A 13,792-nucleotide genomic window follows, 5' to 3' on the forward strand; every position below is an offset into this window, starting at 1 on the left:
TTCGCGAGCAAGCCCGCTCCCACATTTGGAATGCATTCCCCTGTGGGAGCGGGCTTGCTCGCGAAGCTCTTAGCTATTTCGAAAGCGCCGCAAATACTCGACGTGCTCGCGATGTGCGACTTCCTGCACCACCGGCCTAAACCGCACCTGCGCCCCCGGCAGACACTGCGCCAGCCGCGCCAGCGCCAACGGCGTCAACGCTCCCAAGCGCGGATAGCCACCAATCGTCTGCCGATCATTGAGCAGCACAATCGGCTGTCCATCCGGCGGCACCTGCACCGCACCCAGCGGAATGCCCTCGGAAATCATCGGCCGGCCCTGATACTGCAACGCCTTGCCCAGCAACCGAATGCCCATGCGATCAGCGCGACTGTCGAGCGTCCACGAACTGTTGAACACATCGAACAGACTCTGCCCGCTGAACTGACCGATCTGTGCGCCAAGCACCAGATCCAGCGGCGCATTGAGGCGCAAATCAGGTCGATGCGCCAGCGGCACTTCACGCACCTGCAGAACCGCACCGCGATAACTCAGTGTCGCGCCCTTGGTCAGCGGTAACCCCATACCATCCAATCCACCGAGTTTTTCGCGCACCACCGTAGCACTGCTGCCCAGCACCTGCGGCGCGTCGAAACCACCGGGCGCCGCCAGGTAAGCCCGGGCACCGAGCAGCGGTTGAGTGAACTTCAATGTCTGGCCTTTGCCCAGTTTGAAACTGCGCCACGGCGCCAGCGCCTGCCCATCGATCTGCGCACCAAGATCAGCGCCGGCCAGCGCCAGCAGGCAATCCTCCTGCGCCACCACGGCAAACCCGCCGAGGGTGATTTCGATCACCGGCAGATCCAGCGCATTACCGAGCAACCAATTGCCCCAACTCATCGAACTCCAATCCGCTGCGCCGCCCTGAGTCACGCCCAAATGGCGCACGCCGAAGCGCCCGGCGTCCTGCAACAGGCACAGCGGCGTGCTGGCTTCAATCGTCAGTCGGCTCATGCCAGCGCCTCTAGTGGCGTGTCATCGCCGCCCAGGTTGATGAACTCGGCGTGGCTCACCGCTTCGAAACGCACGGTGTCGCCGGGTTGCATCAGGCTGTAGCCGTCGCGATGGCGGTCGAACAGTTGCGCCGGGGTGCGACCGATCAGATTCCAGCCGCCGGGTGACACCACCGGATAAGCCGCGGTCTGCCGCTCGGCAATACCGACGCTGCCAGCCGCGACTTTCTTGCGTGGGGTGTCCAGACGGGGCGCTGCCAGTACCTCCTCCACCAGCCCCATGAAGGCGAATCCCGGTGCAAAGCCGAGGGCAAACACTTGGTATTCGCGAGCGCTGTGACGACGAATCACCTCCTCCACCGCCAACCCGCTGCGCTGCGCCAGCAGGCTCAGTTCGGGGCCGACACTCAGGTCGTACCAGACCGGCAACACATGGCACTGGCCGCCGGTGCGCGCATTCGGCGACAGGTCGATCAAGGCTTCAGCGATCAATTCACGCGCCTGACTCGGGCTCAGCGCGGTCAGATCGTAATGCACCATCAACGTGGTGTAGGACGGCACCAGGTCGATCAACTGCGCGCCAAACACCGCGCGCAAGCGCTCACTGGCGGCGAGCATCCACGGCATGTTGGATTCGGCAATTTCATCGAACAGGCGCAGCATCAGGCAGTCGAGGGCCACCACTTCAATCCGTGGACTCATGGCGCGCTCTGCTGATTCAGGGCCTCGCGAATGCGCTGCACGGCGGCCACCGAACTGGCGTTATCGCCATGCACGCACAAGGTGTTGGCCTGCAGGTGCAGCGCGCTGCCGTCGCTGGCGACGAGGTCGCCGCCACGGGCGATGGTCAGCGCCTGTTCGATGATTGTTTCTGGCTCGTGATGCACCGCGCCCGGCAGTTGCCGCGAGACCAGCCGACCTGCGCTGTCGTAGGCGCGATCAGCGAAGGCTTCGAACCACAAGGTCACGCCGTATTCGTCACCGAGCTGCTGCGCCGCCGAGTTGTCGCGGGTGGCCATTAGCATCAGCGGCAACGTGCGATCGTAAGCCGCCACAGCTTGAATCACCGCCCGCAATTGCGCCGGGTTGGCCATCATGTCGTTGTACATCGCGCCGTGGGGTTTGACGTAACTGACTCGCCCGCCCTGCGCCTTGCAGATGCCGTCGAGCGCGCCGATCTGGTAATGCAGGATGTCTTGCAGTTCCTGGGCGGAATAGGCCATGGAGCGCCGGCCGAAACCGACCAGATCCTGATAGGCCGGGTGCGCGCCGATCTGCACGCCGTGGCTCAGGGCCAGGCTGACGGTCTTGCGCATGATGCTCGGGTCACCGGCATGGAAGCCGCAGGCCACGTTGGCGCAATCAATGAAGGGCATGACCTCGGCGTCCAGACCCATGGTCCAGCTGCCGAAACTCTCGCCGATATCACAATTCAATAGCAGGCGGCTCACGGTGAACACTCCTGTAGCTTCTTGTCTTTTTATCTGTAGGACGCTTGCCCGGCAGGTTATCAGTTACTGCGCATCCAGTTGCTTGCCACGGGTCTCCGGCAGGCTCAATGCGGCGAGAATCACCACGCCGTAGGACACCGCAGCAAACGCACCGATGCCCACGCTCAACGGCACCTTCTGGCTGAGCAAGCCGATCAGCAGCGGAAACAAAGCCGCCAGCGCCCGACCGATGTTGTAGCAGAAGCCCTGCCCCGAGCCGCGAATTCGCGTTGGAAACAGCTCGGTGAGAAACGCGCCCATGCCGCTGAAAATTCCCGAAGCGAAGAAGCCCAGCGGAAAGCCCAGCCACAGCATCACGCCGTTGCTGACCGGCATCTGCGTGTACAGCAAGACGATGGTGAACGAACCGACCGCAAACAGGATGAAGTTCTTTTTACGTCCCAGCAGATCGGTCAGATAAGCGCTGATCACATAGCCGACGTAGGAGCCGACAATTACCATCGCCAGATACCCGCCAGTGCCGAGCACACTCAAGCCGCGTTCGTTCTTGAGAAAAGTCGGCAGCCACGAAGTGATCGCGTAGTAACCGCCGAGCGCACCGGTAGTCAGTAGTGACGCACGGAACGTGGTGAACAGCATGCCCGGGGCGAAGATCTCGTAGAACTTCGCCGGATTCTGCGAAGTTTGCGCCGCCTTGGCTTCGCGATAGATCTCCGGGTCTTTCACCAGACGCCGGACGAAGATCACGAAAATCGCCGGGACGATGCCGAGGATGAACAGCGCTCGCCAGGCATCTTCCGGCGGCAACACCGAGAACAGCAGCGCATAGAGAATCGCCGTCAATCCCCAGCCCAAGGCCCAACCGCTCTGCACCATGCCCACCGCTTTGCCGCGATCCTTGGCGCGGATCACTTCACCGATCAGCACCGCGCCAGCGGTCCATTCGCCACCGAAACCGAAGCCCATCAGGGTGCGGGCGATCAGCAGCTGTTCGTAGTTCTGCGCAAAACCGCAGAGGAACGTGAAGAAGGCGAACCACAGCACCGTCAGTTGCAGGGTGCGCACACGGCCGATGCGATCGGAGAGAATCCCCGCCACCCAGCCACCAATGGCCGAAGCGATCAGGGTGCTGGTGTGAATCAGCCCGGCCTGTCCGGTGGTGATGCCCCACATGGCGATCAGGGTCGGTACCACGAAGCTGAGCATCTGCGTGTCCATGCCATCCAGGCCATAGCCGATCTTGCAGCTCCAGAAGGTACGACGTTCCTGCTGATTGATGTTGCGATACCAGTCGAACGGTCCGGGGCGGGCCGTATTCTTGGGGAGGTCGAGGGTGTCGGGCGCACGCATGGCAAGTCTCCGCAGGCTTTTATTGGTCTTGTTCGAAGTTCCGACGACGCCTATCGTGGGAACCGGATGCGCCGATTTTTCGTCGCCCGGCCCTGCTGCGTCCAACGAATAAAAACCCGCCTTAGGCATAAGAAAAATTTGTCACCCGAGCCGTTGCCATGAACCTGAAGTTTCTCGAGACCTTTGTCTGGGTCGCCCGGCTGAAGAGTTTTCGCCTGACCGCCGACAAGCTGTTCACCACCCAGGCGTCGATTTCCAGCCGCATCGCGGTGCTCGAAGGCGAGCTGGGGGTGAAGCTGTTTCTGCGCGATTCACGCGGCGTCAGCCTGACGCCCGAAGGCCTGAAAGTGCTGGATTATGCCGAGCAGATGCTTGATACGATGTCGGCGCTGAAGCAATCGATCGAGACCCGTTCGAGCAAGGTCGGCCGGGTGCGTATCGGCGTGATGGACACGGTGATCCACACCTGGCTCAGCCCGTTGGTGGCGCAGATGACCGATCTGTATCCGCGGGTGGAAATCGAGCTGGTGGCGGATACTTCGCTTAACCTCTGCGATCAGCTGCAAAAAGGCTTTCTCGACATCGTTCTGCAAACCGATCTGGTGCGCCACGAAAGCGTGCGCAGCCTCGAGCTGGCCAGCCATCCGCTGGGCTGGATCGTTGCGAGCAATTCGATCTACAACCGTGACTACGCCGACCTCGGCGAACTCGCGCAGGAGCGGATCATCACCTACTCGAAAAACTCCCGACCGCATCAGGATCTGCTGGCATTGATGCAGGCCAACGGTGTGTTGGCGCCGCGGCTGAACTGCGTGAATTCGGTGTCGGCGATTACCCGGCTGTTGCGTGATGGTTTTGGGATTGGCGTGCTGCCACCGGTGCTGGTGGCCGAGGAACTGGCGCGGGGTGAACTGACCTTGCTCGACATCGACCAACGACCGCCGAATCTGCAGGTGGTGGTGTCGTGGCGAGTTGGCGTGGAGTGGGTCGAGGAGATGGTGACGTTGTGTCAGCAGGTGCTGGCGGGGTATGCGCGCAAGGTCGGTGAAAAGTACATTGTCTTGAGTGCCTGACACCCTGTGGCGAGGGAGCTTGCTCCCGCTGGACTGCGAAGCAGGCCCAAAACCAGACATCCCAATCATTCAGGACAATTGAGTTCATAGCTTTACGACTGCTGCGCAGCCGGGCGGGAGCAAGCTCCCTCGCCACAGGAGTTTTGCCAGACTTACAAGCCGCGCACGTCGCGGTCTTCGATCGGCCGGCTCTGGCGCAAACGCCGGCCGCCGAGCACCACCCAGTCAATCAGACGAATCAGGCACTCGATGCCGAACGACAGCAGCAACGCGCCGCTCATGCCCCAGATCATCGCTTCCGGAGTCAGCAGGATCTGGTAGCTGTAGCTGTTCCAGGTTTCCTTGCGAATGTCCGGGTCGGCGGCCAGCACCACTTGCAGGAAGCGGATGTACCACGGCCCCTGCATCGCCTGGAACTGTTTATCCAGCGCTATCTGGCGGTTGAGCAAAGTGCTCAGGCTGTCGGCATCGCTGCGAAACACCGGGTCGTCACTGGCGCGGTAATGCGCGACCAGCGCCTGCAAGTCGCCCTTGAAGAACTGCTCGGCGGTGCCCTGAAAACCGCGCAGACCGGTCTGCGCTTCGATCAGATGGGCTTCGACGCGTTTGGCGTAATCGTTGATGAAACCCGGCACCTGGACACCGATCAACAGGCCCGCCGCAAACAACACCAGCCGTAGATAACTGAGCAACATCGAGGAGAGATCCTTTATTCGGTCGTGCCCTGGCTGACGCATTCGCCGCGTCGCCACAGGCTCCATTGGCCCGGTTGGTAACGGGTCCAGGTTTCGTTTTCGGTCAAAGGCTCGGTGGCGATCACCGTGACCACGTCGTTGGGCGTGGTTTCCGCCTGGAAATCGACGATCACATCGACATCCTTGAGCCGCGCCGGGCCGAACGGTGCGCGCCGGGTGATCTGTGCCAGTTTGGTCGAGCAATAGCAGAACAGCCAGTCGCCGTCGCTGAGCAGGCAGTTGAACACGCCTTTGCTGCGGTATTCGGCACATGCAGCGACCAGATCCGGCAGCAGCACTTCTATATCGACCGGTTCCGGGAATGCTGCACGCACGCGGTTGAGCAAATCGCAGAACGCCGCTTCGCTGTCGGTATCGCCCACCGGGCGGTAGAAACTCTTGATCGGGGTGAAATCGGCGAGCTGGCCGTTGTGCGCGAAACACCAGTTGCGCCCCCACAGTTCGCGGACGAACGGGTGGGTGTTGGACAGGCAGACCTTGCCGACGTTGGCCTGACGAATGTGGCCGATGACCACTTCGCTCTTGATCGGATAGCGCTGCACCAGGTTGGCGACTTCCGATTCGCTGCTGGCGGCCGGGTCCTGAAACAGACGCAGACCGCGCCCTTCATAGAAGGCGATGCCCCAGCCGTCGCGGTGCGGGCCGGTACGCCCGCCGCGCTGCATCAGGCCGGTGAAGCTGAACACGATATCGGTCGGCACGTTGGCACTCATGCCCAGTAGTTCACACATGTGCTGACTCTCGTGATTACAGACGCGGCTCGACGCGCATGCGCTGCGGATTGTTCGGCAATGGCGGGCGACCGTAACGGTCATCACCGGCAGCGCCGAACGGCTGATCGTCGTCGCGATCATCGGCACGCGCCGCCGCTTTGGCCGCCTCGGCCTGCTCGCGGCGGGCGCGCGAGGCGCGTTCGATCGGGAAGCGGATCAGCACGAAAATCAGGTAGATGCCGAACGCAATCATGCCGTACATGAATAGATCGGAAATCGCCCGCCAGGCGTTGTTGCCGACCTTGAAGGCCAGGTCCAGCGCGGTGATGGCGATCGACGGTGCAACCTTGGCTTTCACCGGGTCAATGATGGTCGGGCTGAACAGCAACACTGCCATCAGCACCCGCAGCGGCTCGCGCAGCCAGCGCCACATCCAGCGGGTCAGGCGCATCCATACCAACAGGCAGCCCACAGCGGCAAAGGCGTAGAGGCCCCAGGCGATCAGATAGTCGTTCTCGGTCATGGTGTCCATGGCAAGGCAGGCAAAGAGGCGCTTATAGTAACGACTTTTCGCCCGTCAGGCTTGTCCCAATGCCAGACGGCCCGCAGCAATCATTGTGGGAGCGGGCTTGCTCGCGAAAGCAGTGTGTCAGCCAAATAAGTCTTTACTGACAGGACGCCTTCGCGAGCAAGCCCGCTCCCACAGGATTTGCGGTGCCAGCGAGAGCTGCGAAAACCCTTATTCCGTAAATGTCCGAGAGCCTTCCATGCCCGAATCCGCCCACGTCATCCGCGCCCCGATTGCCCGCAAGGCAGCCGGTGCCGACCCGTATGCCTGGCTGCAGGAACGCGACACCGACGCGGTGCTCGACTACCTCAAGGCCGAAAATGCCTATCAGGAAGCGCAAACCGCCGATCAGGCCGGCCTGCGCGAGAGCCTGTTCGAAGAGATCAAGGGCCGGATCCTCGAAACCGATCTGTCCCTGCCCTCGCCCTGGGGCCCGTATCTGTATTACACGCGCACCACGGCGGGTGACGAGTACGCCCGCCATTACCGTTGCCCGCGTCCGGCCGACGACAGCCTGACCCTGGACGAAAGCCGCGAGCAACTGCTGCTCGACCCGAACGTTTTGGCCAACGGCGGCTTCTTCTCGCTCGGCGCGTTCAGCATCAGCCCGGATCACCAGCGTCTGGCCTACAGCGTCGACGCCTCGGGCGACGAGATCTACACGCTGTTCGTCAAGGAGCTGGCCAATGACAAGGTCAGCGAACTGGAATTCCAGGACTGCGACGGCAGCATGACCTGGGCCAACGACAGCCTGACCCTGTTCTTCGGCGAGCTCGACGATACCCATCGCCCGCACAAGCTGTTGCGCTATCGCCTCGACGGCACCGCCGCCGAAGAGGTGTTCCACGAGCCGGACGGGCGTTTCTTCCTGCATTGCTACCGCTCCAGTTCCGAGCAGCAATTGCTGCTGACCCTGGGCAGCAAGACCACCAGCGAAGTCTGGGCGCTGGACGCGCATCAGCCGCATCTGCCCTTCACCTGTCTGGCGCCACGGGTCGAGGATCACGAATACGATGTCGATCACGGCGTACTGGATGGCGTATGGACCTGGTTCATCCGCACCAACCGTGACGGCATCAATTTCGCCCTGTATCAGGCGCCGGACACCGGTGTGGTACCGAGCGAAGCCCACTGGCAGAACCTGATCCCGCACAGCGACACGGTGATGCTCGACGGCGTGACGCTGAACACCGCGGCCATGACCCTGAGCCTGCGCGAAGGCGGTTTGCCGATCATCGAAGTTCACCCACAGGGCCAGACGCCGTATCGCGTGCAATTGCCGGACGCGGCCTACAGCCTCTATGTGCAGAACAGCCTGGAGTTCGAGAGCGACCGCATCCGTCTGCGTTACGAGGCGCTGAATCGTCCGGCGCAGGTGCGCCAATTGCTGCTGGCCAGCGGTGAGCAAACCGTCCTGAAAGAAACCCCGGTGCTCGGCCCGTTCGATGCCGACGCCTACGTCAGCCAACGCCTGTGGGCCACCGCGCCGGACGGCACGCAGGTGCCGATCAGTCTGGTGATGAAACGCGAAATGGTCGGCAAACCAGTGCCGCTGTACCTGTACGGTTATGGCGCTTACGGTTCCAGCCTCGACCCGTGGTTCTCCCACGCACGCCTGAGCCTGCTGGATCGCGGCATGGCCTTCGCCATCGCCCACGTACGTGGCGGCGGCGAGTTGGGCGAAGCGTGGTACCGCGCCGGCAAACAGGAACACAAACACAATACCTTCAGCGACTTTATTGCCTGCGCCGAATTCCTGATCCTCAACGGCATCACCACCGCCGAGAAACTGGCGATCAGCGGCGGCAGTGCTGGCGGCTTGTTGATTGGCGCGGTGCTCAATCAACGTCCGGATCTGTTCGGCGTGGCGATTGCCGAAGTGCCGTTCGTCGACGTGCTCAACACCATGCTCGACCCGGACTTGCCGCTGACCGTCACGGAGTACGACGAGTGGGGCAACCCCGAAGAGCCGGAGGTCTACGAGCGGATCAAGGCCTACGCACCGTACGAAAACGTCACCGCGCAGGATTATCCGGCAACCCTGGTGATCGCCGGCTACAACGACAGCCGCGTGCAGTACTGGGAAGCGGCCAAGTGGGTGGCGAAACTGCGCGCGACCAAGACCGACGACAACCTGCTGCTGCTCAAGACCGAACTCGGCGCCGGGCACGGCGGCATGAGCGGGCGTTATCAGGGATTACGTGACGTAGCGCTCGAATATGCATTTGTGTTCAAGGTTTTGGGCCTGGCCTGAGGAACTCCGTCGGTCACTTGGGTCTTAACTCCAGACCCCGGTGGTCGATACACCACAGATCCCATTGTGGGAGCGGGTTTGCTCGCGAATGCGGTGGGTCAGTCGACACTGATATTGACTGAACCACCGCATTCGCGAGCAAGCCCGCTCCCACAGGGGTCCGTGTAGTGCCTGAAAACCGTGAAAACAATAAAGACCGCAACGACATGTCAGAACCGACCTTACTGAACAACGAAATTCGCGACTGGCTGATGGATTGTGGCCTGTTCGATCAATTGCAACTGGCGGACTTTGCCGCAGCCTCGGGCTACTTCAGCATCAGCACCGTGGCGGAGGGCGAAGCGATCTTCCGTGAGGGTGATGCCGGCAGTTTCATGTGCATCCTCCACAGCGGCCAGGTCGCCGTGCAAAAGACTGGCCCCGACGGCCAGGTCATCACCATGGCCACCCTGCGCAGCGGTCGGGCGTTCGGCGAAATGGCCGTGCTGGATGGTGAGCGCCGTTCGGCGACCTGCGTCGCGGCGAGCAACTGTCAGTTGCTCAACCTGGGCAAGGACTCGCTGGAAAAAATGCTCAACGACGCGCCGAAGATCGCCGCCAAGATCATCCGCGCCCTCGCCGTGTCCCTCTCCAAACGTCTGCGCATGGCCGACGGCCAACTGGCGGCGCAACAGGTTTAACCGCCGGGAGATTTGGTCTTGGTGCTGCCCGGTTCGATGCCCGGCACCGGTTGATCCTTGCTCGGCGGGCTGGGCATTTCGATCGGCACCAGCGGCGGGCTACCACTGCCGGCACCGGCCTTCGGTGCGCTGATCGGGGTGATTTGCGGATACGGGGTCGGCGTGGCGGTTCCCGGCGAGCCGGGTTGCGGCGTCGGGCTGACCGGAATGGCCTGCTGCGCCTGCACTGCAGTAATCGAGAGCGCGGCCAGGGCAATGGCCGTTAGAATGGTGCGCTTCATCAAGGGCTCCGTTTGGCCTTTAGTCTGCGCTCAGGCTACTCCCAACGGGCCTGCTTGCCTTCCCCCTTGTAGAGATTTCCATGAAACGTTTCGTTCTGCTCGACACCACGCCGATCCCTGACAACGGTGGCGCCCTGTGCCTGTTCGAGTATGGCGAGGATTTCGTCATCAAGATCCAGGGTGGCGACGGCGGGCAATTGATGAACACGCGCATGCACGGTTCGGAAGATGCGCTGGCCGAGATCCCTTGCCGCAAGGTCGCCGGCCGGCCGAATTCGCGTGTATTGATCGGCGGTCTGGGCATGGGGTTCACCCTCGCCTCGGCGCTCAAACATCTGGGCAAGGGTGCCGAGGTGGTGGTCGCCGAACTGGTGCCCGGCGTGGTCGAGTGGAATCGCGGGCCGCTCGGTGAAAAGTCCGGACGACCATTGCTCGACCCGCGCACAGTGATCCGTCAGGACGACGTGGCCAAGGTCCTGCAAAGCGAGCCGAACGGCTTCGACGCGATCATGCTCGACGTCGACAACGGCCCCGAAGGCCTGACCCAGAAGGCCAACAGCTGGCTGTACTCCGCCGCTGGCCTCAACGCCTGCGCCAAGGCCTTGCGGCCCAAGGGCGTGCTGGCGGTGTGGTCGGCCAGCGCTGACCGGCAGTTTTCCGACAAATTGAAGAAGGCCGGATTCAAGGCCGAAGAAGTCCAGGTGTTCGCCCACGGCAACAAGGGCACGCGCCACACGATCTGGATTGCCGAGAAGCTCAAGGGCTGAGCTAAACTCTGCACATAACCGTCATTAGTCTTTTTACAAAGGTGAACCCATGAGTTCGTCCACCCCGACCAACACGTCGAAGCTCGATCGCATCCTTGCCGACAACCAGCGCGACAAGGAAATGGGCTACCGCGACAAGGCCCTGAAGATGTACCCGCACGTCTGCGGCCGCTGCGCCCGTGAGTTTTCCGGCAAGCGCCTGAGCGAACTGACCGTGCACCACCGCGACCACAACCACGACAACAACCCGCAGGACGGCTCGAACTGGGAGCTGTTGTGCCTGTACTGCCACGACAACGAACACTCGCGCTACACCGACCAGCAATATTTCGGCGACGGCTCGCTGAGCACGCCGAAAATCGCCAAGGCCACGCATAATCCGTTTGCTGCCCTCGCCGGGTTGATGAAAAAAGAAGACTGAAGATCTTCAGCGCCTGAACCGGCCCTTTCGCGAGCAGGCTCGCTCCCACATTTGATCGGTGGTGTACACAAAATCAATGTGGGAGCGAGCCTGCTCTCGAAGGTGGCCGGCCAGACACAACAGATCTCGAATCTGCCCGCCCTCCCCCAATCCCCGTATAATCGCCCTCTTTTTCCCGAAGGCACCCCGCTCGTGGCAGACAAACGTTACAGCTGCATTGGTTTGTACAACCCCAAATCACCGGAGAACGTCGGTTCGGTGATGCGCGCCGCAGGCTGTTACGGCGTGGCGTCGGTGTTCTACACCGGCAAGCGTTATGAACGCGCCGCCGATTTCGTCACCGATACCAAGCGCGTGCATTACGACATTCCGCTGATCGGCATCGACGACCTGAAAAAGATCCTCCCGCTCAACTGCGTCCCGGTCGCCGTGGAACTGGTCGAGGGCGCCCGCCCGCTGCCGGAATACACCCATCCAGATCGTGCGCTGTACATCTTCGGCCCGGAAGACGGCTCGCTGGATAAAGAGATCCGCGACTGGTGTGAAGACGTCGTGTACATCCCGACCACCGGTTGCATGAACCTGGCGGCAACGGTCAACGTCGTACTCTACGACCGCATGGCCAAGGGCCTGAATACCCGCTCCGGGCCGAAATTCCGCTGAAACGTCGCACATCCGATGGAACGAGCCGGCCGCTGCGGCAGTCAGCTTATCTATCTATTGCACATTGCCTGGGAGACAGATCATGACCGAACTCAAACGCGTCCAACGTATCGATTCCACCCCGTTCCAGAGCCCGACCGAGCAGAACGTCCAGGGCTGGGAGCGCATCGGCTCGCTGGCCGGTGGCGTGATCATGGTCGGCAAAGGCCTGCGCCGTGGCGGCGTGTTCGGTCTGATTCAGGTGGCGATTGGCGGCGTGGCGATGGCCCGTGGCATCACCGGCCACAGCTCGGTGAAAAGCCTGCTGGAGAAAAGCCGTGAGGACATGAATAACGTGCGGGCGAAGATCGAGCGCGCCGGTGAAGAACTGAGCCAGCTAAAGGCCAATGCCGAGGCGGCGACCAGCACCGCGACAGTGACCGGAAATGATTCGGTGAAATCGCCGAAGGCCGGGGTTTGAGCCTGAATTTTCGGTGAAGCTTCTGGCCTCTTCGCGAGCAAGCCCGCTCCCACATTGAAAGCTGGAATGCGATCAAAAGTGGGAGCGGGCTTGCTCGCGAAGGCGGTATTACTGAAGTAATGCGCTATCGAGGACTTTGGAAGACTCGCCCAGAACACTCTCGGCCAGTTGCACAAACTCCTTGGTACTCACCGTCCCCAGATGCATCGCCCCTCGCAACACGTCATCCAGCGAACGCTTGTTACGGGTCTTCAGGCGAATCTCGCGATCCAGTTCCTGCAAGACAATCACCGCTTTTGCAAGCTGCGCCGCACTGATCTGTTCGCCGCGCAGGGTCGTGACTTTCTGACTGTCCTTGGTCAACTTCGTCTGCAACGCCTGATAGCGTTCATCGCTCATGCCCCCGGCACGCCGCAGCAGTTCGATCGCGTAGTACTCGGCAAAGCCTTCGCTGATCCAGTCGCTGCGCTGCTCGTCATTGATGCGCCCGAACACCTGCGCCAGCTCACGCACCAGCGCACTGCTGCCACTCTCGCTGACCAGCGGCAGACGCGTGTTCAAGTAGATCGATTCATGTGCGCCCAGACTGCCGCGCCACATCGGGTCGTTGGCGCCGACGATCAGCAGTTTTTTCGGATGCCGGGGATAGACCGCTTGCACCTGCGGCCAGACGAACGTCAGCAAGGTCAGCACATCCATGCGACGCATGCCCTGCCCTTGCGGTGAGGCCACGGTGACTTCGGTTTCGCCCAGGCGCGTGCGACGGCTGCCAAGGTGACCGGCGAGCATCCAGCCGGTCGGGCGGTCGAACAGGCGTGACGGGTTGTCGATGCGGAATTTGTTCTTGCCGATGCGCGGCCAGGCGGTTTCAACGCTTTGCCAGCCATTGGGCAATTCGAATTGCAGACGCGACACCAGCTCGACGCCATCCTGCTGATCGAGCCTGGCCGGCGGCACCAGATCATCGCCGCGCAGCAGCGCCCAGCTCGGGGTCATGCGCGTATCGAAACTGCCGCTCTTGCGACCGTGGCTGATGCGTACGCGGTAGGTCAGACTGGGATTGTCGCCGATCGGGCGCCAGAGGCCCCGGGTCTGTTTGCCCGGGGTCAGTTGCCATTGGCCGTCGGCCTTGAAGTCGCTGTAGTGGCTGCCGTCGCCGAGGTCGAAATCGAGACTGCGCACCGCTTCGCCTTTGGCCAGGGTCAGGCGTACTTCGGCCTGATCGCTTTGCGGCAACAGGCGTACGTGGTAATCCAGGTCGACTTTTTTCGCCGCCCACACTGGTGCGCTTAGCGCCAGCAGGCCGATCAGCGATGCCCGCAGCAATCCCCCAGCCATACACACTCCTTGTTGAATCCTGGAAA

The 13,792-nt window shown here is 61.9% G+C and carries 16 protein-coding genes; 7 read left to right on the forward strand and 9 right to left on the reverse strand.

The window, feature by feature from the left end:
• Positions 1–69 precede the first annotated feature (69 nt).
• The 4 genes from VLA07_RS01035 to VLA07_RS01050 all read right to left on the reverse strand — a co-directional run bounded on the left by VLA07_RS01035 (position 70) and on the right by VLA07_RS01050 (position 3,793).
• Positions 70–993: a biotin-dependent carboxyltransferase family protein gene (locus VLA07_RS01035; protein ID WP_333988266.1), complete on the reverse strand. Its 924-nt coding sequence runs from the start codon at positions 991–993 to the stop codon at positions 70–72.
• Positions 990–1,694: a 5-oxoprolinase subunit B family protein gene (locus VLA07_RS01040; protein ID WP_333988267.1), complete on the reverse strand. Its 705-nt coding sequence runs from the start codon at positions 1,692–1,694 to the stop codon at positions 990–992. The genes VLA07_RS01035 and VLA07_RS01040 overlap by 4 nt, the downstream gene beginning before the upstream one ends.
• Positions 1,691–2,443: a 5-oxoprolinase subunit PxpA gene (locus tag VLA07_RS01045; RefSeq protein WP_333988268.1), complete on the reverse strand. Its 753-nt coding sequence runs from the start codon at positions 2,441–2,443 to the stop codon at positions 1,691–1,693. The genes VLA07_RS01040 and VLA07_RS01045 overlap by 4 nt, the downstream gene beginning before the upstream one ends.
• Positions 2,444–2,506: 63 nt before the next feature.
• Complete coding sequence (locus VLA07_RS01050) at positions 2,507–3,793, reverse strand: MFS transporter (RefSeq protein WP_135295155.1); 1,287 nt, start codon at positions 3,791–3,793, stop codon at positions 2,507–2,509.
• A gap of 158 nt (positions 3,794–3,951) precedes the next feature.
• Between VLA07_RS01050 and VLA07_RS01055 the strand changes: the two genes are divergently transcribed.
• Complete coding sequence (locus tag VLA07_RS01055; protein ID WP_333988269.1) at positions 3,952–4,866, forward strand: LysR family transcriptional regulator; 915 nt, start codon at positions 3,952–3,954, stop codon at positions 4,864–4,866.
• Positions 4,867–5,018: 152 nt separating this feature from the next.
• On the opposite strand, the gene VLA07_RS01060 is transcribed toward VLA07_RS01055, so the two are convergent.
• From VLA07_RS01060 to VLA07_RS01070, 3 genes are read right to left on the reverse strand one after another with little or no spacing between them, the layout of a single operon-like run.
• On the reverse strand, positions 5,019–5,561 hold the full coding sequence (locus VLA07_RS01060; protein ID WP_333988270.1) for a DUF2937 family protein: 543 nt from the start codon (positions 5,559–5,561) through the stop codon (positions 5,019–5,021).
• A 14-nt stretch (positions 5,562–5,575) separates the two neighbouring features.
• Positions 5,576–6,352, reverse strand: a complete 777-nt coding sequence (locus VLA07_RS01065; protein WP_007969599.1) for a class II glutamine amidotransferase — start codon at positions 6,350–6,352, stop codon at positions 5,576–5,578.
• Between the two features lie 16 nt (positions 6,353–6,368).
• Positions 6,369–6,866 (reverse strand): MFS transporter, encoded by a 498-nt coding sequence (locus VLA07_RS01070; RefSeq protein WP_086791999.1) that lies wholly within the window; start codon positions 6,864–6,866, stop codon positions 6,369–6,371.
• A gap of 235 nt (positions 6,867–7,101) precedes the next feature.
• Between VLA07_RS01070 and VLA07_RS01075 the strand changes: the two genes are divergently transcribed.
• Together VLA07_RS01075 and VLA07_RS01080 are read left to right on the forward strand one after the other, a co-directional pair.
• Positions 7,102–9,156 carry a S9 family peptidase gene (locus VLA07_RS01075; RefSeq protein WP_333988271.1) on the forward strand — a complete coding sequence of 685 codons (2,055 nt, stop codon included), beginning with the start codon at positions 7,102–7,104 and terminating at the stop codon, positions 9,154–9,156.
• Positions 9,157–9,362: 206 nt separating this feature from the next.
• Entirely contained in the window at positions 9,363–9,836 is a 474-nt protein-coding gene (locus VLA07_RS01080; protein WP_097086754.1) for a cyclic nucleotide-binding domain-containing protein, read from the forward strand.
• Here VLA07_RS01080 and VLA07_RS01085 read toward each other — a convergent pair.
• Positions 9,833–10,117, reverse strand: a complete 285-nt coding sequence (locus VLA07_RS01085) for a hypothetical protein (RefSeq protein ID WP_333988272.1) — start codon at positions 10,115–10,117, stop codon at positions 9,833–9,835. The two genes, VLA07_RS01080 and VLA07_RS01085, sit on opposite strands and share 4 nt — an antisense overlap.
• Positions 10,118–10,197: 80 nt before the next feature.
• Between VLA07_RS01085 and VLA07_RS01090 the strand changes: the two genes are divergently transcribed.
• The 4 genes from VLA07_RS01090 to VLA07_RS01105 all read left to right on the forward strand — a co-directional run bounded on the left by VLA07_RS01090 (position 10,198) and on the right by VLA07_RS01105 (position 12,428).
• On the forward strand, positions 10,198–10,884 hold the full coding sequence (locus VLA07_RS01090) for a spermidine synthase (RefSeq protein WP_003222615.1): 687 nt from the start codon (positions 10,198–10,200) through the stop codon (positions 10,882–10,884).
• Between the two features lie 49 nt (positions 10,885–10,933).
• Entirely contained in the window at positions 10,934–11,305 is a 372-nt protein-coding gene (locus VLA07_RS01095; RefSeq protein WP_003222612.1) for a YajD family HNH nuclease, read from the forward strand.
• A 192-nt stretch (positions 11,306–11,497) separates the two neighbouring features.
• Positions 11,498–11,968, forward strand: coding sequence for an RNA methyltransferase (locus tag VLA07_RS01100; RefSeq protein ID WP_007911337.1), 471 nt, complete (start codon positions 11,498–11,500; stop codon positions 11,966–11,968).
• 82 nt (positions 11,969–12,050) lie between these two features.
• Positions 12,051–12,428, forward strand: a complete 378-nt coding sequence (locus tag VLA07_RS01105) for a YgaP family membrane protein (protein ID WP_096796610.1) — start codon at positions 12,051–12,053, stop codon at positions 12,426–12,428.
• A 108-nt stretch (positions 12,429–12,536) separates the two neighbouring features.
• On the opposite strand, the gene VLA07_RS01110 is transcribed toward VLA07_RS01105, so the two are convergent.
• Positions 12,537–13,766, reverse strand: coding sequence for a hypothetical protein (locus VLA07_RS01110; protein WP_333988274.1), 1,230 nt, complete (start codon positions 13,764–13,766; stop codon positions 12,537–12,539).
• Positions 13,767–13,792 lie beyond the last annotated feature (26 nt).

This window comes from Pseudomonas sp. S3(2024), from assembly GCF_036861315.1.
In the GTDB taxonomy this organism is placed as follows: domain Bacteria; phylum Pseudomonadota; class Gammaproteobacteria; order Pseudomonadales; family Pseudomonadaceae; genus Aquipseudomonas; species Aquipseudomonas putida_A.

Excerpts from the sequence above, each read along its gene's own strand:
- VLA07_RS01080 (WP_097086754.1), top strand. The coding sequence starts at position 9,363 with ATGTCAGAACCGACCTTACTGAACAACGAAATTCGCGACTGGCTGATG.
- VLA07_RS01085 (WP_333988272.1), bottom strand. The coding sequence starts at position 10,117 with ATGAAGCGCACCATTCTAACGGCCATTGCCCTGGCCGCGCTCTCGATT.
- VLA07_RS01040 (WP_333988267.1), bottom strand. The coding sequence starts at position 1,694 with ATGAGTCCACGGATTGAAGTGGTGGCCCTCGACTGCCTGATGCTGCGC.
- VLA07_RS01065 (WP_007969599.1), bottom strand. The coding sequence starts at position 6,352 with ATGTGTGAACTACTGGGCATGAGTGCCAACGTGCCGACCGATATCGTG.
- VLA07_RS01050 (WP_135295155.1), bottom strand. The coding sequence starts at position 3,793 with ATGCGTGCGCCCGACACCCTCGACCTCCCCAAGAATACGGCCCGCCCC.
- VLA07_RS01105 (WP_096796610.1), top strand. The coding sequence starts at position 12,051 with ATGACCGAACTCAAACGCGTCCAACGTATCGATTCCACCCCGTTCCAG.
- VLA07_RS01070 (WP_086791999.1), bottom strand. The coding sequence starts at position 6,866 with ATGGACACCATGACCGAGAACGACTATCTGATCGCCTGGGGCCTCTAC.
- VLA07_RS01095 (WP_003222612.1), top strand. The coding sequence starts at position 10,934 with ATGAGTTCGTCCACCCCGACCAACACGTCGAAGCTCGATCGCATCCTT.
- VLA07_RS01075 (WP_333988271.1), top strand. The coding sequence starts at position 7,102 with ATGCCCGAATCCGCCCACGTCATCCGCGCCCCGATTGCCCGCAAGGCA.
- VLA07_RS01110 (WP_333988274.1), bottom strand. The coding sequence starts at position 13,766 with ATGGCTGGGGGATTGCTGCGGGCATCGCTGATCGGCCTGCTGGCGCTA.
- VLA07_RS01055 (WP_333988269.1), top strand. The coding sequence starts at position 3,952 with ATGAACCTGAAGTTTCTCGAGACCTTTGTCTGGGTCGCCCGGCTGAAG.
- VLA07_RS01035 (WP_333988266.1), bottom strand. The coding sequence starts at position 993 with ATGAGCCGACTGACGATTGAAGCCAGCACGCCGCTGTGCCTGTTGCAG.
- VLA07_RS01090 (WP_003222615.1), top strand. The coding sequence starts at position 10,198 with ATGAAACGTTTCGTTCTGCTCGACACCACGCCGATCCCTGACAACGGT.
- VLA07_RS01060 (WP_333988270.1), bottom strand. The coding sequence starts at position 5,561 with ATGTTGCTCAGTTATCTACGGCTGGTGTTGTTTGCGGCGGGCCTGTTG.